This is a genomic window from Capnocytophaga canis (genome assembly GCF_043187445.1).
GTDB lineage: Bacteria > Bacteroidota > Bacteroidia > Flavobacteriales > Flavobacteriaceae > Capnocytophaga > Capnocytophaga canis.
The window spans coordinates 1,281,104-1,300,901 of record NZ_CP171121.1 but is presented as its reverse complement, the minus strand read 5'-3'; the positions used below and the strand labels follow the sequence as shown (position 1 = coordinate 1,300,901).

The window sequence follows — 19,798 nt, the reverse complement described above, 5'->3', positions numbered from 1 at the left end:
TATGAAAAATATATTTTTATCAACCATTTTAGTGGGAATGAGTTCCCTGAGCCTTGCACAAACCACGCAGACGCTCGAAAAAAACTGGAAATTTACGCGTGAGGACAACAAAAACTTCTCGCAAGTAGCTGTGAACGATAAAAAATGGCAAAATGTAGTTGTGCCTCACGATTGGGCTATTTATGGTCCGTTCGATATTGAAAATGACGTACAACGCACTGCCATCAAGCAAGACGGACAGGTAGCTCCCATCGAGCATTCGGGGCGTACAGGCGGACTTCCGTTCGTAGGTGTGGGTTGGTACCGAACCTCGTTTGATGTGGCGGATTTCAACGCCGACAAAAAAGTTTTCATCAAGTTCGATGGAGCAATGTCCAACGCCGAAGTATTCGTCAACGGGCAAAAAGCAGGGCAGTGGCATCACGGATACAACACTTTTTTCCTCGATGTTACTCCTTTTGTGAAAGCCAAAAACAATACGTTGGCGGTTCGTTTGGAGAATTTGACCCAGCAATCGCGTTGGTACCCAGGTGCAGGACTCTACCGAAATGTACACGTCATTACCAAAAACAAAACGCACATTCCTATTTGGGGAATTCAGCTAACAACTCCTGAAATTGAGAAGAATTTCGCTAAAATTCAACTAAAAACCGAGATAGAAAGTCAAAATCCGTCTAACATTGAAGTAGAAACCGAAATTTTCAATCCGAAAGGAGAAAAAATCGCTTCCGACAGAAAAAAATACAATGAATTTGTAATCAATAACAAAATTCAACAAGATATTTATGTGAAAAATCCTGTTTTGTGGGACATTCAGCAACCTAATTTGTATAAAGCAATTACAAAAATATATGAAAACGGAACGCTGAAAGACACCGAAACAACCACTTTTGGTATCCGAAAAATCGAAATAAAACCCAATGACGGATTGTATCTTAACGGAAGAAAAATCAAGTTTCAAGGCGTGTGTATGCACCACGATTTGGGAGCGATTGGGGCAGCAGTCAATGAAGCGGCTATCCGTCGTCAAATACGAATTATGCAAGATATGGGCGTAAATGCCATTCGTACGGCTCATAATATGCCAGCTCCTGAATATGTGCGTATTGCCGATGAAATGGGAATGATGTTGGCTTTGGAGAGTTTCGACGAATGGGCAATTCCGAAGGTAGAAAATGGCTACAATCGTTATTTTAAAGATTGGGCAGAAAAAGATTTAACCAATTTGGTACGTCATTTTCGTAACAACCCAAGTGTAGTGATGTGGTTCATCGGTAACGAAGTAGAAGAACAAAGCGTTCAGGAAGGAGCCAAAGTAGCACGTTGGTTGCAGGATATTATCCACAAGCACGATGGAACGCGACCTGTTTCCAACGGAATGGACAGACCCGACCACGTTTTCAAAAACAATATGGCGGCAACTATGCAGGTAGCAGGTTTCAACTATCGTCCGTTCCGTTATCAAGAAGCCTACAAATTGTTACCTCAACAGATTATTTTGGGAAGTGAAACCGCTTCAACTATCAGTTCACGAGGCGTTTACAAGTTCCCTGTGGAAAGAAAATCAATGCCAAAATATGAAGACCAACAAACCTCTTCCTATGATGTAGAACATTGCGGTTGGTCAAATTTGCCAGAAGATGATTGGATTCAACACGAAGATTTACCCTACACCATAGGTGAATTTATTTGGACAGGCTTTGATTATTTGGGCGAACCTACTCCATACTATGTAGAATGGCCAGCTCACAGCTCATACTTTGGTGCGGTGGATTTGGCAGGACTTCCAAAAGATAGATTTTACCTTTACAGAAGCCATTGGAACAAAGAAGCCGAAACGCTACACGTTCTACCACATTGGAATTGGGAAGGACGTGAAGGACAAGTAACTCCGATTTTCGTTTATACAAATTATCCTTCGGCGGAGGTTTTCATTAATGGGAAAAGTCAAGGGAAACGTAGCAAAGATTTGAATATTCCGCTTGACGGAAGTTACACCAAAGAAGCGCAGCAATCGTTTGAGCGTCAGAAACGTTATCGCCTAATGTGGCTCGACACCAAATACGAGGCAGGAGAGGTAAAAGTGGTTGCTTACGACAAAAACGGAAAAGCCGTAGCTGAAAAAATTGTAAAAACCGCAGGAAAACCTCATTCACTTCGCCTTACTGCCGACAGAAATGTAATTACTGCCGATGGAAAAGACCTTTCGTTCATTACCATAGAAGCGGTGGACAAAGACGGAAATCTATGTCCTAATGTAAATGATTTGGTTACTTTTAAAGTGAGTGGAGCAGGAACATATCGTGCGGCAGCCAATGGCGATGCCACCTCAACCGACCAATTCCATTTGCCAAAAATGCATCTTTTCAACGGAAAATTGGTAGCCATCGTACAATCAAGCGAAAAAGCAGGAGAAATCACTTTCGAAGCTAAAAGCAAAGGATTGAAAACTGCTGTAATTAAAGTAAAAACCAAATAGAAATAACTTTCCACAGGTAACACGGATTTTGTTTTTCTTCTGTGTTTTTGGTACTTTGCCAAAGTCTTAAAACTTTGGCAAAGTGCTTTGAATAGAAAGCCTACGGGGTTTTTAAATCCAATTTATGGAAATGATATGTTTTCTTTTCGACCTTGAAAGATCGAAAAACGGTTCAAATAAACGAATCAGAGGCTGATAATTTTCCTGCGTTTCACCTAAAGAAATCACATAAAATATTCCTGTTTTCAAAAATAATACGTAACTTTGCGAAAGTAATCATTTAGTCAAACGTATTTTAAACCAATTTACAAGCCTTGCTGAATTCTGTTTGTGGCAAGAGTGTTGGTTTTGAGTAACGGTTTTTTTGTTATGGAGAAACAACAATTGACCATTCGCTACACAACTTACGAACATATTTCTGAACTTCCGGAAGAGGTGCAAACCCTTATGGCTGAGGCTGTAAAGGCAAGGGAAAATGCGTATGCGGTTTACTCCAACTTTAAGGTTGGTGCGGCTGTTCGGTTGGAGAATGGTGCCATTTGCATAGGCTCCAACCAAGAGAATGCGGCTTATCCGTCGGGCTTGTGTGCCGAGCGTGTGGCAATTTATCAAGCATCGACTCAGTTTCCAAACGAAACGATTCAAGCCATTGCCATTTCCGGTACGGCGAAAGCACCCACCGACCAACCCGTGTCGCCTTGTGGTGCGTGTAGGCAATCACTTTCGGAGTACGAAATACGACAAAAAAAAGCCATTCCCGTTTATTTTATGGGAGCCTGTGGAAAAATCATTCAAACGGATTCCATTAAGGATTTACTACCTTTTTTGTTTGACGGTAGCCTTTTGTAGAAATACGGTTGTTTTGTTGCGTTATTCTGAAAATGACGTAAAAAAGGCGTATTAAAAATTAGAGTAAAAAGCTGAAATCCTCATATCTTTGCGAAAAATAGGAAAACTATGAATATTGAAAAGCTATCACAAAAAATTAAGGAATTACGAAAAATGAAATGTCTTTCGCAAGAGGAATTAGCAACCCAAGCAGGAGTTTCTCTCCGAACTATTCAGCGTGTGGAAAAAGCAGAAACCACTCCCTCAGGAGAAACTTTAAAACGTATACTAACCACTTTGGGTACTTCATACGAAACACTTATTGCTGAGACTATAACCGAAAAACCCTTACGAACCCTACAAGGTGTAAAAGAGTATCTGCATATTTTTAGCGATAAACTGATAATCAATAGGTCTGTTACTCCTGAAAATATCACAAAAACTTACGAAAAATCTATTTCGTATTTGTTTAAAACGTTGGGTGTTGTATTTATTGGAACATTATTATTTTCTATAATAGCCGTTGTATTTTTCTTTTTAGACAACACTGATTTGGCTATTTTTGCAGCAAGTTTAGCAATCACATTTCTCATCACTGCCTTCCTTATGATGCGATTTTCTTCAGGAATTCCATATATTGAACGTAAACGTATTGTAGCAACAAAAATTGAAAAGATGAGCTTAGGCTCTGCTAACTTCATCGTGATTTATAGAGACGGGAAACGTATTAAAGAAAGAGTCATCGCTTTCGAAACTCGTGATTTAATGTATATTCAAGAAGGATTAATTTCTGAGAATCTTTTAGAAAATGATAAAGTAGGTCGGAACTATGACACTTTAATTATTATATTCTCCATACCTATATTATCTTCCTTAGCAAGATTTTCTGATAAATTTGATTTTCCTGTAATTATTACTCTATGGAGCTTAACTGGTATTGTTTGTATAGCAATGAAAGTCATCATAAAATCAATTCGAAATAACAAAAAATACGCCCAATCACTTTAATTTTTTAAAACACAAAACGCACCAAATAGTTCAATTTATTTGGTGCGTTTTTTACATTTATAAAATCGTTTTACTCCATCATATAGGTAGCATCAATGAGTGTATTTTGCTGGTTTTTAGATTGTAATGCATAGTTAAATCCTTTACGAACACAAAATGCCCCAATTTCACCACTTTTACTTAAAGCGATAAATCCTACTTGCAAATGCTCCAATTCGGGGGTATTTTTATACAAATCATAAATGCGTTTGGTCACGATTTCACAAGCCTCTTGCGGAGATTTTCCGTGTCGCATCAGCTCTACCACCATCGCACTACCTGCCGTACGGATAACCGCTTCGCCCAAACCCGTTGCTGCGGCTGCTCCTACTTCGTTGTCCAAGAACAGCCCTCCGCCGATGATGGGTGAATCTCCCACTCTACCTGCCATTTTCCAAGCCATTCCGCTGGTAGTACAAGCCCCTGAAAGATTTCCGTTTTCGTCCAATGCCAACATACTAATCGTGTCGTGGTTTTCAATATTGATAATAGGCTTATATTGAGAGGTTTTTAGCCATTCTTCATAAGCCTTCTTTGACTTTTCAGTAAGTAAATCTTCTTCTTTAAACCCTTGTGAAAGAGCAAATTGCTTAGCTCCGTCACCCACGAGCATTACGTGAGGTGTTTTTTCCATCACCAAACGAGCCACCGAAATGGGGTGTTTGATATTTTTCAAACAAGCTACCGAACCCGCATTGTTTTGGCTGTCCATAATACAGGCATCGAGCGTCACGTTTCCTTCTCGGTCTGGATATCCGCCATAACCTACCGATGTTTCTTCGGGGTCGGCTTCGGCAGTCATCACGCCTTTTTCAACCGCATCTAAGGCACTTCCGCCCGAGGCGAGGATTTTCCAAGCAGCATCGTTGGCAGGTAATCCGTGATTCCAAGTACTGATAACCACAGGTTTAACAATAGTTTTTTCCTCTGTATTTTTCGTAACCGTTTGATTACAAGCTGATAGAAGAACGCATAAACTTACAAAATACGCTTTTTTCATTTTATTTTATGGTTTTTGGTTTTATTTTTCGTGTTTCATTTCAAAACAGTCATTTCTTGCTAAAATCGCTCTGTTTTTCAAAAAAACAATCTGTTCTATCTGATTTGAGTAAAGAAAAATTCCACTTCCTTTCGGAAAATATCAATGTCATACGAATGTTGCATTGTATTAGTGAAATGAATATTAATATTTTGATTTTCAGATATATCCTCTTTTATAATTTCGATAGATTCCCACGCTGAGATAATTTTATCTTGTCCTCCAACTACAATTTGCATATACTCTTTATAGTTCTTGTTGAACGCGGTGGGTATAGGCATTTCGGCTCTGAATGTCAATGCTGGGTTGAATAATAGACATGGTTTTTGTAAATATTGAGCCAAGTAATACGCCACCAATCCTCCCGCACTCGACCCTATGATAGCTTCGATGTCAGCATAATTTTGTTGGAGTTTTTGAAACAAATTAGGCGTGTTTCTATAGTCAATGGTAGGGCCTTCGATCATTCCATAGGTTTGTAAAACAGCTCTTCGGTCGTCCTGCAATAGGCTGTCCAATCCGTGTAAGTATAGAAGTCTGTTTGTCATATTAAAATTAAGTTTTGACAACCAAGTTCAGAGATGCAATATATTAGCCTTTACATTCCTTGTGAAGTTTTATCTAATTGCTTTCTATTCAACACTTTGATTCGTTTTGCTTTGGTTTCTATCCATCCGTTTTTGGTAAATTCAGATAGCATCCTGATGAGAGATTCAGTGGCAGAGCCTATCATTGTTCCGATTTCTTCTCTTGAAAGTTGCATATTGATATATCCATCATGGTCTTTTCCAAAGATTTCTTCCAAAAACATAAGGGTATGTGCAAGTCTCTGTTTAACAGTTTTTTGTGCTAAGTCGAGGATAGCATCGTCGGCTTGTTTGAGTTCATCGCATATATTTTTAAAGAGTTCCGATGAAAAAAAGTGATTTTCGGCAAAAGAGTTTTGAAAGTCTTCTTTTGGAATCAAACACGCCTGTACGTCGGTTAACGCTGTTGCGGTAAGACTTACGGGACGTTTGGTAATAATACTTTTTTGCCCTAAGATATCACCTTTGGTAACAAATCGCACTATTTGGTTTTTTCCTCCAAAACTCAACTTAGTAAGTTTACAAAAGCCTTCGCTGATGCAATAGACCCCCGGTAGCATATCACCTTCCTCAAAAATAACCTCTCCCTTTTTTATGACTATGGATGTCTTATGTTCTGATATACAGCAAAGTTGCCCTTCGTTTAAGGTTTTTAACGCATTCTGATTCCTAACAGAACATTTCTCACAGCGAGTCGGCATAAGCAGATTTGATTTTGTTTAGTTTCGCAAAGATATAAAATTAGTAATAGAAGTCATAATTTTTTTGTAACTTTGCCACTTTATATAGTAGGTAATGTGCCCGAAAGAAAATTAGCGAAAGGAGAATTACAAGGTTTTTCTCAATCTTAATCCGTGAGAGCTATTTCCTAACCTCTAATGTAATTTATGTCGAATACTTGTTATCATTGTGGCAATGAATGCGATAGTCGTCCGTTGGAACTTGACGATAAGATTTTCTGTTGCTTAGGCTGTAAAACGGTCTATGAACTGTTATCAGAAAATAATTTAACTTCCTACTACGACCTTGAAAAAACCCCAGGAGCCCGTCCGGAGGCTTCTTCGGAAAAATATGCTTTCTTGGACAATGAAAAAATTGTAGATAAACTACTGGAATTTAACGACGGCAACGTTCAAGTTGTCAGTTTGTATATTCCTCATATTCATTGTAGTTCATGTATTTGGGTTCTTGAGAACTTGGATCGTTTGCACAAAGGAGTAACCACAGCTTTGGTAAATTTCCCTAAGAAAACAGTACGCATCACTTATAACGCTGACATGCTAACCCTTAAAGAGTTAGTACTTCTGTTAGCTCATATTGGTTATTCACCTTACATCAGTTTGGATGATTATCAATCCAAAAAAAACAATCCAAATCGCGATATTTACTACAAATTAGGGGTGGCAGCTTTTGCTTTTGGAAACGTGATGTTACTGTCCTTTCCCGAGTATTTTGAGGCTGATGAATTTTGGATTGAACAGTACAAACCTTTTTTCCGTTGGCTGATGTTTTTTCTTTCATTACCCGTGATGTTTTACTCGGCTTCGGATTATTTTATTTCAGCGTATAAGGGTGTCAGAAGTGGTTTTTTGAATATTGACATCCCTTTAGCTTTAGGAATTTTAGCAATGTTCGTCCGTAGTTGCTACGACATATTAACAGATTCGGGGCAAGGATTTTTCGATAGCCTTAACAGCTTGGTTTTCCTATTGTTAATAGGCAAGTTTTTTCAACAACGCACTTATGACTTTCTCTCCTTTGAGCGCGACTACAAAAGTTATTTTCCGATTGGAATAACCAAAATTCACCCCGATGGAAAGGAAGAAAGCGTTCAGGTTTACGACATTCAACAAGGCGATAGGCTACTGATTCGCAATCAAGAACTTATCCCAGTGGACGCAATTCTGATCCGTGGTGAAGGACATATCGATTACAGTTTCGTAACCGGTGAAGCTGATCCGATGCAGAAACTCAGTGGAGATAAACTTTTTGCAGGTGGAAAACAAACGCAAGGAGCCATTGAAATAGAAGCTCTTAAAGGAATTTCACAAAGCTATTTGACCCAACTTTGGAGCAATGATGTATTCAACAAAGACAAAGATGATGATTTTAAATCTTTAACAGATAAAGTTAGTAAATACTTTACCATCATCATTTTGTCCATTTCGTTAATTTCGTTACTCGTTTGGATTTTACGTGCTTACTGGGGAATTTCAGCTCCTGTGATGGCACTAAACGTATTTACAGCAGTACTCATCATTGCTTGTCCGTGTGCATTAGCCATTTCAGCTCCGTTTACTTTGGGAAATATGCTTCGGATTTTTGGTCAGCGTAAATTATACCTCAAAAACAGTAAAGTAATCGAAAAAATGGCAAAAATTGACACCATTATTTTCGACAAAACAGGAACTATCACCACAGCTAATAAATCTGATTTAACCTACGAAGGTATTAGCTTAACCCCTAATGAACAGCGAGTTGTAAAGAATACATTGCGAAATTCTAATCATCCGTTGAGCCGTCAGGTCTATGACTTTTTGGAGGTTTCGGACAACTCCAAACTTATTGATAATTTCGAAGAAATTACAGGAAAAGGAATCCAAGCTACGGTTGAAGGTATTGCTGTGAAAATTGGATCAGCGAGTTTTGTAGGGAAACACGTAGAACACAACAACTTGAAGACCAGCGTACACGTGTCCTTAGATAATGTTTATAAAGGATGTTTTGTGTTCCACAATTCCTATCGCGATGGGATTTCGGAGTTGTTTACATCATTATCATCTGATTATGAAATTGTTATTCTCTCAGGTGATAATGAAAGCGAACAGATGAACTTGGAAAAAATATTACCTAAGGGTTCTATTCTTCTTTTTAATCAAAAACCTGAAGATAAATTGCTTTACATTAAACATTTGCAAGAAAAAGGTAAAAAAGTGATGATGGTAGGCGATGGATTGAATGATGCAGGAGCTTTAAAACAAAGTGATGTAGGCATCGCTCTCTCTGAAAATGTAAATGTATTCTCACCTGCTTGTGATGGCATTATGGACGCTTCAAAAATCAAGCAATTGAATGTTTTTATGGCACTTACGAAAAAATCAATGCAAATCATTAAAGGTAGTTTTGTGCTATCATTCCTCTATAATATGGTGGGAATAACCTTTGCTGTTCTGGGATTGCTTTCGCCCTTGGTGGCAGCCATCTTGATGCCTTTAAGTTCAATAACCATTGTTCTTTTTACTACTATTAGTGCTAATGTAGCCTCTGTCAAAAGATTAGGGAAGTAAAATGCTTTGTGATTATTCTTTACAAAATAAAAACATAAGTATTTCAATATTTCATATGTAATATATTAAAAATAAACCACATAGATATATAGTTTTTTCTATGTGGTTTATTTGAAATTTTCGGTAGTTTTCGGATAATGAATGCTTTTACATTTCTCTTTCCACGTCTTTATCTCCTCTTCCTGACAGATTTACGATTGAAAGGCTGTTTTTGTTTTTCAATAGTTTTACGGCCAATGCCACCGCATGAGACGATTCAATGGCGGGAATGATACCTTCCAATCGGGCAAGGAGTTTGAAGGATTCGATTGCCTCCTCATCGGTCACGGAAAAATAGGAAGCTCTTTGGCTGTCTTTCAGGTAGGCATGTTGTGGACTAATTCCGGGGTAATCCAATCCTGCTGCTATTGATTTTGAAGCGATTGGATTTTTGTCCGTATCAGTTAAGCAGTAGGAGTACGTTCCTTGGAAAACGATTGGAGTTCCATAATTGAGCGTAGCGGCGGTGTTGTTAGCTATGTTTTTTCCTCCGCCTTCGGCTCCGTACATTTTGACCTGAGGATCGTCAATAAAAGCTGAAAACAGACCAATAGCATTTGACCCTCCACCAAGACAGGCGATAACGCTATCGGGCAAACGTCCCTCTTTGTTTAGAATTTGTTGCCGAGCCTCGTTGCCAATCACGCTTTGGAAATATCCCACCATTTTAGGATACGGATGAGGCCCTACTTGTGAGCCTAACAAATAAAAACTATCTGGATGATTGATGTAATAGTCCAAAGCGGAGTCTACAGCATCCTTAAGTGTTTGATTTCCTGTGGTTGCAGCTACGATTTCAGCTCCCAATAGTCGCATTCGTCGAACGTTGAGAGCTTGGCGTTCCATGTCCACAGCCCCCATGAATATTTTACAAGGCAATCCCAAAAAAGCACAAGCCGTTGCGGTTGCCACGCCGTGTTGTCCTGCACCTGTTTCGGCAATAATTTCTTTAGCACCCATTTTTTTAGCCAACAAAATTTGTCCAACGGCATTGTTAATTTTATGGGAGCCAGTGTGATTCAGGTCTTCACGCTTCAAATAGATTTTTGACCCCACATATGCACTCAGGTTTTTAGCATAGTAAAGAGACGATGGCCTACCCACAAAATCTTTTAACACATCGATAAATTCGGTTCTGAACTCATCCGTTTGGGTGATCTGATCAAAAAAGTTACTGAGTTTTTTCAGTTGAGTTTCCAAAACAGGAGGCACAAACGCCCCGCCATAAACGCCATAAGTTCCGTTATTTTCCAACATTTTAGCCACAGGCGAAACCTCTGTTTGTGGCTGTTTTTTGAATTGATTTTCCATTTTAAATATGTTTTAATTGTTAATTTCTTTATTTTTGGCAACAAAAAAAGCCGTTAGGAAGACCTAACGACTTTTGTTTGTTCTTAACTTTAATTATGTGAGCGATATGATTACAATACAAAAACCCAATTACCTTCCCTTGTTGAGATTGTAATTGTTCCACCAATTTTTATATGTAAATGTATAAATCATTCCTTCGATTCAAATAACTTGCGCAAATGTACGAAAAAACATTTTATTCTTCCAAATAAAATTGTATTTTTTTTTCGAAAAATTGAATTTTTAGGATTTTTCGCGTATTTTTGGTTACTTTGAATCGGTTATCAAGACGTCTACCAACCACCCAAACGATGTCCGCTCCCGAGCAAAGTAGCCATTGTTGTTCCTTTTCTATCAAAGAATATTTTTCGTCCTTAAAAAATTTGCTGAGTTTCTTTTTTCCGACCATCCCAAATGGGTAGAAATAATCTCCATCTTTTTTGTGACGAATCACCAAGGGATAGTTTATCAAATCGGCATCTACAAAAATTTGATTGTCGGAAAACTCACCAACTTCCTCAACAAAATCAAAATGCAACCTTATCGGAAAATCAATGGATTCGGAAAATTCTTTGATTTGATAAATTTCTTCAGAAATTTCGGTTTTAGATTCTAAAATCCATTGATTCCGATTTTTTAGCAGACGATGAGACGAAGAGAATAATTGCTTCCCCGATTCGGATTCTAACAATTGTTTCAAATCCTGAAGATTTGAAAATCCATACGGATAAAACAACTTATGCAACACAAAATCAATGTTTTGGAGTTGTTTCAATACTTCCAAATCCACGAAGATACGATTATTTTCCTCAGTAAATATGTTTTTTTTGAGTTCAGAGATATGAAAATCAACGAAATCCGCCGTTTGTTTCAAATGAAAGAGAGTTTGTTGAAAATTTTGAATAAACGTAGGGTGTAGTTCTTTCAATTTTGGCGAAATATGATGCCGGATATTGTTTCTCAAATACACATCGGAAGCATTGGAGCTATCCTCTCGCCAAGAAAGCTGATTTTCAATAGCATATCGATACAATTCATCACGAGAAAAAGCCAATAACGGACGGATAATTTTACCGTTTTTCGGAGGTATTCCCAGCAATCCGTCTAAGCCCGTGCCTCGCGAAAGATGGATGATGAAAGTTTCCAAATTATCATCCGCATGATGTGCTACGGCAATGTAATCACACTGCTTTTCGGTAGCAACAGTTTCAAACCATTCATAGCGGAGTTTCCGAGCAGCTAACTGTGTATTTGTTTGATTTTCAGATATATATTTTTTTGTATCGAATCGCTTCACCAAGGTTTCAATGTTGAGTTTATCTCCAAAATCAACAACAAACTGTTGGTCGGCATCGCTCTCCGCACCTCGCAACTGAAAATTGCAATGAGCCAAAATAATATCAACCCCCAACCGATATAAACAATGCGTAAGCACAACGCTGTCAAGTCCTCCACTAATGGCGACCAACACTCGTTTGCTTAGCAACGAGTAACGGGTAATATGATTCTCTAAATCTAACATCTGTTGTTCGATTTTTACACCTCCAAAGAACCTGTAAATTAACGGTAAAACCTCATTTTCAGTATTGTAGGAAACAAAACTGATTATTTTTCCGAATTATTGCTAACGACAATCTGTACCGTGTTTTTTAGCACTTGCTTTAACAATACATTCTTGTTGTTTTCAACCTCACCGATAGCCTCTTCCGTAGCGTGTCGGATGGTGTAAAGATCCACGTTTTCCGCTACCGATACTCTGAATTTGGCTTCTAACTTTTCCAACAGATGAGTGAGCGTGTCGAATTTATTATCCACGCAAACGGAAAAGCTAATAGCTGAGTTCTGGATAACGCTCACTTTCATTTTAGCATCATGCAGTTGCTTGAAAATGTAGCTTATGTGATCTTCCATAATGAACGAAAAATCCAGTGACGAAAGGGAAATCATCACTTGTCCTTTTTTCAAGATGAAACACGGCACCTTTGGTTCCAGTTCCGCTACATTGCAAACAGCACTTCCTGTAGCCGTTGGGTTTATGAATGATTTAACGTATAGCGGTATCTCCTTCTGTTGCAAAGGCTGTAAGGTTTTCGGGTGAATTACCGAAGCTCCATAGAACGCCAATTCGATAGCCTCTTTATACGGGATTTTGTGCAACAATTGTGTTTTTTCGAAATAGCGTGGGTCAGCATTCAACACCCCTGGAACGTCCTTCCAGATGGTCACACTGCTTGCGTTCAGGCAATAGGCAAAAATAGCGGCTGTATAGTCCGATCCTTCGCGTCCTAACGTGGTGGTAAAAAAGTTAGCATCACTCCCTAAAAACCCTTGAGTAATGTTCAATAATGATTTGTTGACGCTGTTGGTAATGTTCTCTTGGGTTTCTTCCCAATTCACACTACCATCACGATAGTTACTATCGGTTTTTATGAGATTTCTCACATCAATCCAGGTGTTTTTTATGCCAGTGTCATTCAAATATTGACTGATAATGGTTGTAGAAAGTAATTCCCCAAAACTTACCACTTGGTCGTACACAAAACTGTGTTTTGGAGACTTGTTTCTTTCCAAAAAAGATTCTAATTCGGCAAAAAGCCCATCTACTTTCCAATAAACGGGATGATTTTCATTCGAAAAAAGTTCTTTTATGATGTTATAATGAAAATCTTTTATGACTTTAATGGTGTCATTAAGGATGTATTTATCCTTAAAATAAGCGTAAATGACATCTTCCAATGCATTGGTAGTCTTCCCCATTGCGGAAATCACGATGAGGGTGTCAGAATATCCAACCTGTTCCAAAATTGAGGCTACATTGCGAACCCCAGCGGCATCTTTGACAGATGCCCCTCCGAATTTGAATATTTGCATAAAAAATTATTTGTTTTGATTTCGTTGCAAAAGTACATAAAATCGAAATACGAAAAAGAATTTTCTGTGAATTATTCAATAAAATAACTTTTTGTTTTTATTGTAACATTTTGTGACAAAACACTTTTTTTGGATCTCATAAGACAGAAAGAGGCGTACTTACAGTACGCCCCTACTCACTATTCCCTAATTCGTAAATAGCAACTCGCGATATTTTGTCAATGTCCACAGTTCATCATCAACCATTATCTCAAGCTTGTCACAGTGATAACGTATCTGATCGAAAAACGGTTTCACCTCGTTGCAGTAAATTTTAGCGGTTTCCTCTGCGTTTTTGGCTTTGTTAGCTTTTTTACGAGCCTCTATCATATCATCTACTTTACTGTGAATCACTTTGATATGTTCAGAAATTCGCTTAATAAGCTCTACCTGCTCTGAAGCAACGTCCATATAACCATCTCCAAAAATTTCTTTTAACCCACGGACGTTTTCGATAAGTGTGTTCTGATATTTGACTGCGGTGGGAACTACGTGATTTCGAGCAATATCCCCGATCAAACGTCCTTCAATTTGGATGTTTTTAGCATATTCTTCCAACTCAATCTCATAACGAGCTTCCAATTCAACTCTTGTCATAACGTTCATGGATTCAAAAAGTTGTATTGTTTTTTCTGAGACATTAGCTTTCAAGGCTTCGGGCGTAGTTTTATTGTTGCTTAGCCCACGTCGCATCGCCTCCTCTTCCCATTCTTGACTGTATCCGTCTCCTTCGAAACGTATTTTTTTGGATTGTTTGATATACTCACGTAGCACGTTGAAGATTGCATCGTCCTTTTTCAATCCTTTTTCCTCGATTAAAACATCCACCTCTTTTTTGAAGTCAATCAATTGTTTTGCTACGATGGTGTTGATGATTGTTACAGGTTTTCCGCAGTTTGCTTTTGAGCCTACGGCACGAAACTCGAATTTGTTTCCAGTGAAAGCAAATGACGAGGTTCGGTTTCTGTCCGTATTGTCTAAAAATAAATCCGGGATTTTTCCTACAACATTGAGTTTTAGGTCTGTTTTTTCTTCGGGAGATAGCTTTCCTGTGGAAACATCTTCCAATTCGTCCAGCACTTTAGTCAACTGCTGCCCGATAAATACCGAAACGATAGCCGGAGGAGCTTCATTTGCTCCCAAACGATGGTCATTACTTGCTGAGGCTACCGAAGCTCGTAATAATTCTTCATATTCACATACCGCTTTGATCGTACAGATGAAAAAGGTCAAGAATTGTAGATTTTTCATAGGTGTTTTTCCTGGAGCTAATAGGTTTACTCCTGTGTCCGTTGCCAATGACCAGTTGTTGTGCTTCCCTGAACCGTTAATTCCTGCAAATGGTTTTTCGTGAAATAAAACTATAAAATCATGTCGCTCAGCAACTTTGTTCATCACATCCATCAAAAGGGAATTCTGATCTACCGCTAAATTGGCTTCCTCAAAAATTGGAGCTAACTCAAATTGATTAGGAGCCACCTCATTATGACGTGTTTTGACAGGAATACCCAGCAATAGACATTCTTGCTCTAAATCACGCATATAGCTTAAAACACGACCTGGTATTGACCCAAAATAATGGTCATCCAACTGTTGTCCTTTGGCAGGGGTATGTCCCAACAAAGTACGTCCTGCAATCATCAAATCAGGACGCGTACTTGCCAAGTCTTTGTCAATCAAAAAGTACTCTTGCTCCCATCCTAAGGTTGAGATAACTTTGGTTACGTTTTTATCAAAATATTTAGCTACTTCGGTCGCCGCTTGGTCAATCGCCGTTAGGGCTTTCAATAGGGGAGTTTTATTATCAAGGGCTTCACCCGTATAAGAAATAAAAATCGTTGGGATACAAAGTGCTGTTCCATAGATAAATACAGGAGATGTTGGATCCCAAGCCGTATATCCACGAGCTTCAAAAGTGTCGCGAATTCCTCCATTTGGAAAACTCGACGCATCTGACTCTTGTTGCACTAACTGACCTCCACCAAATTTTTCAATAGCTCTACCTCTTCCTATCGGTTCAAAAAAAGCATCGTGTTTTTCAGCCGTTGAACCTGTTAAAGGCTGAAACCAATGGCTGTAATGAGTAGCTCCTTTTGAAATAGCCCAATCACGCATGGCTGTAGCAACTTGATCGGCAATTTTGCGGTCTATTTTTGCTCCATACTGAATGGCGTTCATCACGCTTTCAAAGGCTTCCTTAGTCATATACTGACGCATGGTTTCCTCATTGAAAACATTTTCCCCAAAAAGTTCGGAGCGTTTTCCTTTTTCTGTAATAACAACGGGCTTTCTTTTGCCCACTTCTTTCAAGGCATGAAATCGTAAATTTGGCATAGTTGTATGATTTTTATGGGGCAAAATTACAAAAAGAAGATGAAAATACAACATACACCCCTCAAAAAAATAGGGGTGTGTAAATTAATATTCAAATTCAGGTGTTAGATTTCAAAAAAACACCCTTCAAATTTCTTTTGAAATCTGACTTAAAGAAAATATGGCGAAATGTTTTTTTTCTAAAACTTGTAACATTCTCTTTTTTTTAGCATCTTTATACCAAAAAACAGATTTGACCACCGAATTTTCAGACATACTAAAAGGTTGTAAGCGGGGAGACCCTAAAGCACAGACTGCACTCTATCGGCAGTACGTAAAGGCGATGTACAACACTGCCTTTCGGATATTGCAACAGAGCGACAAAGCAGAAGATGTTGTGCAGGAGTCGTTTATAAAAGCCTTTGAAATGTTGGATTCGTACCGAGCAGAAAGTACTTTCGGGAGTTGGCTTAAGAGAATTGTAGTTAACGAGTCATTGATGTTATTGCGAAAAGAAAAGGTATCAATTTCTTTGGATACGATTCCCTACGAAGCGATAGACGATAATCCGCAAGAAATTTGGGATTTTCAACAAGAAGAAGTACAAATTTTATTAAAATGTTTAGGTAATCTGCCCGAAAAACAACGTGTTATATTGAATTTATCTCTAATCGAAGGGTATGACAATGAGGAAATTTGTGAAATTTTGAATGTTACTGACCAAAATTGCCGAACAATGCTTTCGAGAGCTAAAAAATTATTACGAGAAACCATAATACAGATGAAACATGATCGAAAATAAATTTGACATATACGAACCTTTAGACGGACACGAAGAGCGTTTCTTGCAAAAGCTATCGGAAAGAAATATTACTAAAAAAACAAAGAGAAGATCGCTTATTCGTAAAATTGTCTATACAAACATAGCTGCAGCAGTGCTGATCTTCGTAGCTTTCACATGGAATTACAATGCTGGTGATCGGCTTGAAATAGCCTCTCAAGTTGCTTACGAATCGGAGCAGTATTACCTACCGATGATTGAGGAAAATATTGAAATTATCAAAAATTCAAACAACGAACTATTAGCAAAAGACGCTCTAAATCAACTAAATAAAATGAAAACCGACTACGAACGATTGCGAAATGAAATCATTGCTCAAGGAGAAAATGAGTTCTTGATAACTGCCATTCACACCAATTTTGACACACAATTGCAGTTTTCCAATCGCGTGATAACGATGATAAATCCTTTACAGGGAGCAGAAAATGAAACTTAAAATAATAGTAAACAGAAAATAAATTTTAGAAACTATGAAAGATATTATGATTAAAATAAAAAACAATATGTTCCTAAATTTACTTGAGAATAGGAATTGGGGAGTGGCGATTCTGCTTTTGTTCTCGCTGTCCATCTGGGCAAACGAACCTTATTTTAAAGAACAAAAACATACCGAAATTCAAAAAATCAGCAAAGAGTTTCAGGTGAGTAGTTCGCCGAGTTTGTATGTGTCCAATAGATATGGGGATATTACGTTGCTGACCGATAAAAATCTAAAAGATAAAATCAAAATAGAGGTCGAAATCAAAGTAAGTGCTAATGATCCGAGTGTTGCTCAAAGTAGAATCAAAGAAATTTCGGTCAATTTTAGCCAAAATGCTTCGGACGTATGGGCTAAAACACAAATTGCTGAAAGTAACAGCTTTTTTGGATTAAGAGGCAGAAAATCATCGGTGCAAATGAAGATAAATTACAAAGTTTTGTTACCTGTGAAAACACATCTTACACTCGAAAATAAGTACGGAAACATTTTCTTAAACAGAATTGAACACGATGTGAAAATTGACGCTCAGTACGGCAACCTACAATTGGGAGAGGTATTGGCTAATGCAAAACTTGATTTGGAATATATCTCAAAAGCAAATATGGAATCAATAAAATATATTGATATGGACGCCTCATATTCAAACATTTTTGTTGAAAAAGCTGATAAGGTAGACTTGGAAGCAAGTTATACGAACTTAAAACTGGGTAGCATAAAACAACTCCAAGCTGACGTTTCTTACGGAAATTTTGACATTAATGAAGCTGATTTTCTGAGCTTGGAAAGTGATTACACCAACGTTTCTATAGGAAAAATTAGCAACCAACTTTCGGTCGATTCTGATTACGGAAGGGTTATTGTTAAGGAGGTTTTACCTACAACAAAATCGGTAAGCATGAAAAGTAGCTACGCTAGTATTTCTGTTAACTATCATCGGAATTGGTCGTTCAATTATTATTTTTCAACTTCGTACGCAAGTTTGAGAACCCCTGATAATCTTCCATTTACTGAAAGAGACCATCGGCAAACGAGCAAATACGTCAAAGGAAGCAAAGGAAAGGCAAACAATCTGTTTCGGATTGAATCTGACTATGGTGGTGTTTCCATTACAGAAGAATAAAAAAACATATAAATTTCTAATAATCAAATAAATAACAGATAAATCATGAAAAACATTTTTACATTTTTGTTTATCGCTTTTTCAGCGACAAGCTATGGTCAATTCTTTTTGAAAGAAACTATCAAAGATAACGGAAACGTTAAGGTAGAAAATCGCACCACGGAGGCATACACCAAGGTTAGCAATATCGGGAATCTGTACGTAGTACTCACAGAGGGTAAGGTTGGAAGCATTCGTGTGGAGGCTTCGGATAATATTCTGCAGTATATCCTCACTAAAGTTGAAAATGGGGAACTCAGCATCAGGCTTGATCCGAAAAATAATTACACCCTGAAACACAAAGTTGTAGTGTATGTTCCCGTTGATCAATCGCTACAAAAAATATTACAGAAAGGTTCGGGAGATGTAGAGCTAAAAGACCTTTTGAAAGTAGAACAACTCTCTTGTGAATTGGCGGGTTCGGGAGATTTAAAAATCAACGTTAAAGCAAAACAATTATCCCTAAGTGTTGTCGGTTCAGGAGATCTTGAAGCCAAAGGTTCTGTTACAGAACTTCAAGCCGAATTGACGGGTTCGGGAGATTTGGATGCAGAAAAACTTACTGCTACGAACGCAAAAGTTACAGTGAATGGCTCTGGCGACATCACAACTTTTGTGACAGAAAACGTTGAAGCTCGGGTTTCAGGTTCGGGAGATATTGCCATAAAAGGAAATCCAAAAAAGAGAGACTCAAAAGTAATGGGCAGTGGCGATATTCGATTTATACCCTAAACGCTAATTTGAGAAATCAGAAAAAACATCGTTCAAATACTTTAAAGCAAAATTGTATTAACTTCTCAGAAGCCTCCCAAGTTGAGCTTCTGAGAAGTTTTTAATGTATAAAATTTATGTATCTATGTAGTTAAAACAGTAAATTTGAGATAAAAAAATAGTATAAACTATCTCTTAACATTCGACACGATGGAAATTCCTTTTTGTAACAAAAGATTGTTAGGTAAACATATTTCCTCATCTTCAGAGGTTCTCAATAAAGTATAAAAAGATTTAATATCCAAGATTTCGCCTTCAATAGGAAATTCTTTGTCAATAAACTTAATCTTATCACCTATTTTAAACGGAAACGAAAAGAAAATTATCACCCCCGCAGTGATATTACTCAAAATAGACCACTGAGCGAAAAAAGCCACTCCAATAACTGTCAATACAGAGGAAAGAAATAAAAATAATTTATCACGCTCAATTCCCCAAACCGAAATCAATAAGATAACGATAAATGTGAAAATCAGATAGCTGATGTATCGCTTAACTAAATTGGTACGATTTTCAAGAAAACTTGCTTTTCTAGCTACGCGTTCCACAATTGAGAAAGAAATACTTCGGACGATCACTAAAATCACGATGGATACAACAGAAGCTATTATTTGATTGGTGTAGGCTTCTAAAAAATTAAGGACAAACATACGTTTTATATTTTTGG

Annotated in this window: 16 protein-coding genes; 8 read left to right on the top strand and 8 right to left on the bottom strand. The window is 37.8% G+C overall.

From position 1 onward, the window contains the following. The first annotated feature begins 1 nt into the window (after position 1). From ACF3OB_RS05560 to ACF3OB_RS05550, 3 genes are all read left to right on the top strand, one after another. On the top strand, positions 2–2,479 hold the full coding sequence (locus ACF3OB_RS05560; protein WP_392448702.1) for a DUF4982 domain-containing protein: 2,478 nt from the start codon (positions 2–4) through the stop codon (positions 2,477–2,479). Positions 2,480–2,848: 369 nt separating this feature from the next. Then, entirely contained in the window at positions 2,849–3,328 is a 480-nt protein-coding gene (gene cdd, locus ACF3OB_RS05555; RefSeq protein WP_042009606.1) for a cytidine deaminase, read from the top strand. Positions 3,329–3,436: 108 nt separating this feature from the next. After that, positions 3,437–4,315, top strand: coding sequence for a helix-turn-helix domain-containing protein (locus tag ACF3OB_RS05550; protein WP_392448700.1), 879 nt, complete (start codon positions 3,437–3,439; stop codon positions 4,313–4,315). Positions 4,316–4,385: 70 nt separating this feature from the next. On the opposite strand, the gene ACF3OB_RS05545 is transcribed toward ACF3OB_RS05550, so the two are convergent. From ACF3OB_RS05545 to ACF3OB_RS05535, 3 genes are all read right to left on the bottom strand, one after another. Beyond that, positions 4,386–5,354 (bottom strand): N(4)-(beta-N-acetylglucosaminyl)-L-asparaginase, encoded by a 969-nt coding sequence (locus tag ACF3OB_RS05545; protein WP_095893804.1) that lies wholly within the window; start codon positions 5,352–5,354, stop codon positions 4,386–4,388. A gap of 95 nt (positions 5,355–5,449) precedes the next feature. After that, entirely contained in the window at positions 5,450–5,941 is a 492-nt protein-coding gene (locus ACF3OB_RS05540; protein WP_392448698.1) for a YqiA/YcfP family alpha/beta fold hydrolase, read from the bottom strand. A gap of 50 nt (positions 5,942–5,991) precedes the next feature. Then, the gene (locus ACF3OB_RS05535; protein ID WP_042005336.1) at positions 5,992–6,681 is read right to left on the bottom strand and encodes a Crp/Fnr family transcriptional regulator; all 690 of its coding nucleotides are present in this window, start codon (positions 6,679–6,681) and stop codon (positions 5,992–5,994) included. 186 nt (positions 6,682–6,867) lie between these two features. On the opposite strand from ACF3OB_RS05535, the gene ACF3OB_RS05530 reads away from it, so the two are divergent. Beyond that, a complete protein-coding gene (locus ACF3OB_RS05530; RefSeq protein ID WP_392448697.1) occupies positions 6,868–9,267 on the top strand; it encodes a heavy metal translocating P-type ATPase in 2,400 nt (799 codons plus the stop codon). 147 nt (positions 9,268–9,414) lie between these two features. Here the strand turns inward: ACF3OB_RS05530 and trpB are convergent, their stop codons facing one another. The 4 genes from trpB to ACF3OB_RS05510 form a co-directional block, all read right to left on the bottom strand. Then, positions 9,415–10,617, bottom strand: a complete 1,203-nt coding sequence (trpB, locus tag ACF3OB_RS05525; RefSeq protein ID WP_392448695.1) for a tryptophan synthase subunit beta — start codon at positions 10,615–10,617, stop codon at positions 9,415–9,417. 235 nt (positions 10,618–10,852) lie between these two features. Beyond that, complete coding sequence (tilS, locus tag ACF3OB_RS05520; RefSeq protein ID WP_392448693.1) at positions 10,853–12,178, bottom strand: tRNA lysidine(34) synthetase TilS; 1,326 nt, start codon at positions 12,176–12,178, stop codon at positions 10,853–10,855. A gap of 83 nt (positions 12,179–12,261) precedes the next feature. Further along, positions 12,262–13,527, bottom strand: a complete 1,266-nt coding sequence (locus ACF3OB_RS05515) for an aspartate kinase (protein ID WP_392448691.1) — start codon at positions 13,525–13,527, stop codon at positions 12,262–12,264. 186 nt (positions 13,528–13,713) lie between these two features. Beyond that, positions 13,714–15,900, bottom strand: a complete 2,187-nt coding sequence (locus ACF3OB_RS05510) for a glutamine synthetase III (RefSeq protein ID WP_042006720.1) — start codon at positions 15,898–15,900, stop codon at positions 13,714–13,716. A 160-nt stretch (positions 15,901–16,060) separates the two neighbouring features. Between ACF3OB_RS05510 and ACF3OB_RS05505 the strand changes: the two genes are divergently transcribed. From ACF3OB_RS05505 to ACF3OB_RS05490, 4 genes are all read left to right on the top strand, one after another. Beyond that, positions 16,061–16,681, top strand: coding sequence for an RNA polymerase sigma factor (locus tag ACF3OB_RS05505; protein WP_392448689.1), 621 nt, complete (start codon positions 16,061–16,063; stop codon positions 16,679–16,681). Then, on the top strand, positions 16,668–17,156 hold the full coding sequence (locus tag ACF3OB_RS05500) for a hypothetical protein (protein WP_042006724.1): 489 nt from the start codon (positions 16,668–16,670) through the stop codon (positions 17,154–17,156). Before ACF3OB_RS05505 ends, ACF3OB_RS05500 begins: the two co-directional genes overlap by 14 nt. A gap of 67 nt (positions 17,157–17,223) precedes the next feature. After that, entirely contained in the window at positions 17,224–18,321 is a 1,098-nt protein-coding gene (locus tag ACF3OB_RS05495) for a hypothetical protein (protein WP_172917556.1), read from the top strand. 45 nt (positions 18,322–18,366) lie between these two features. Beyond that, entirely contained in the window at positions 18,367–19,092 is a 726-nt protein-coding gene (locus tag ACF3OB_RS05490) for a head GIN domain-containing protein (RefSeq protein ID WP_042006726.1), read from the top strand. A 167-nt stretch (positions 19,093–19,259) separates the two neighbouring features. Here the strand turns inward: ACF3OB_RS05490 and ACF3OB_RS05485 are convergent, their stop codons facing one another. Continuing rightward, positions 19,260–19,781 carry a mechanosensitive ion channel domain-containing protein gene (locus ACF3OB_RS05485; protein ID WP_042006727.1) on the bottom strand — a complete coding sequence of 174 codons (522 nt, stop codon included), beginning with the start codon at positions 19,779–19,781 and terminating at the stop codon, positions 19,260–19,262. Positions 19,782–19,798 lie beyond the last annotated feature (17 nt).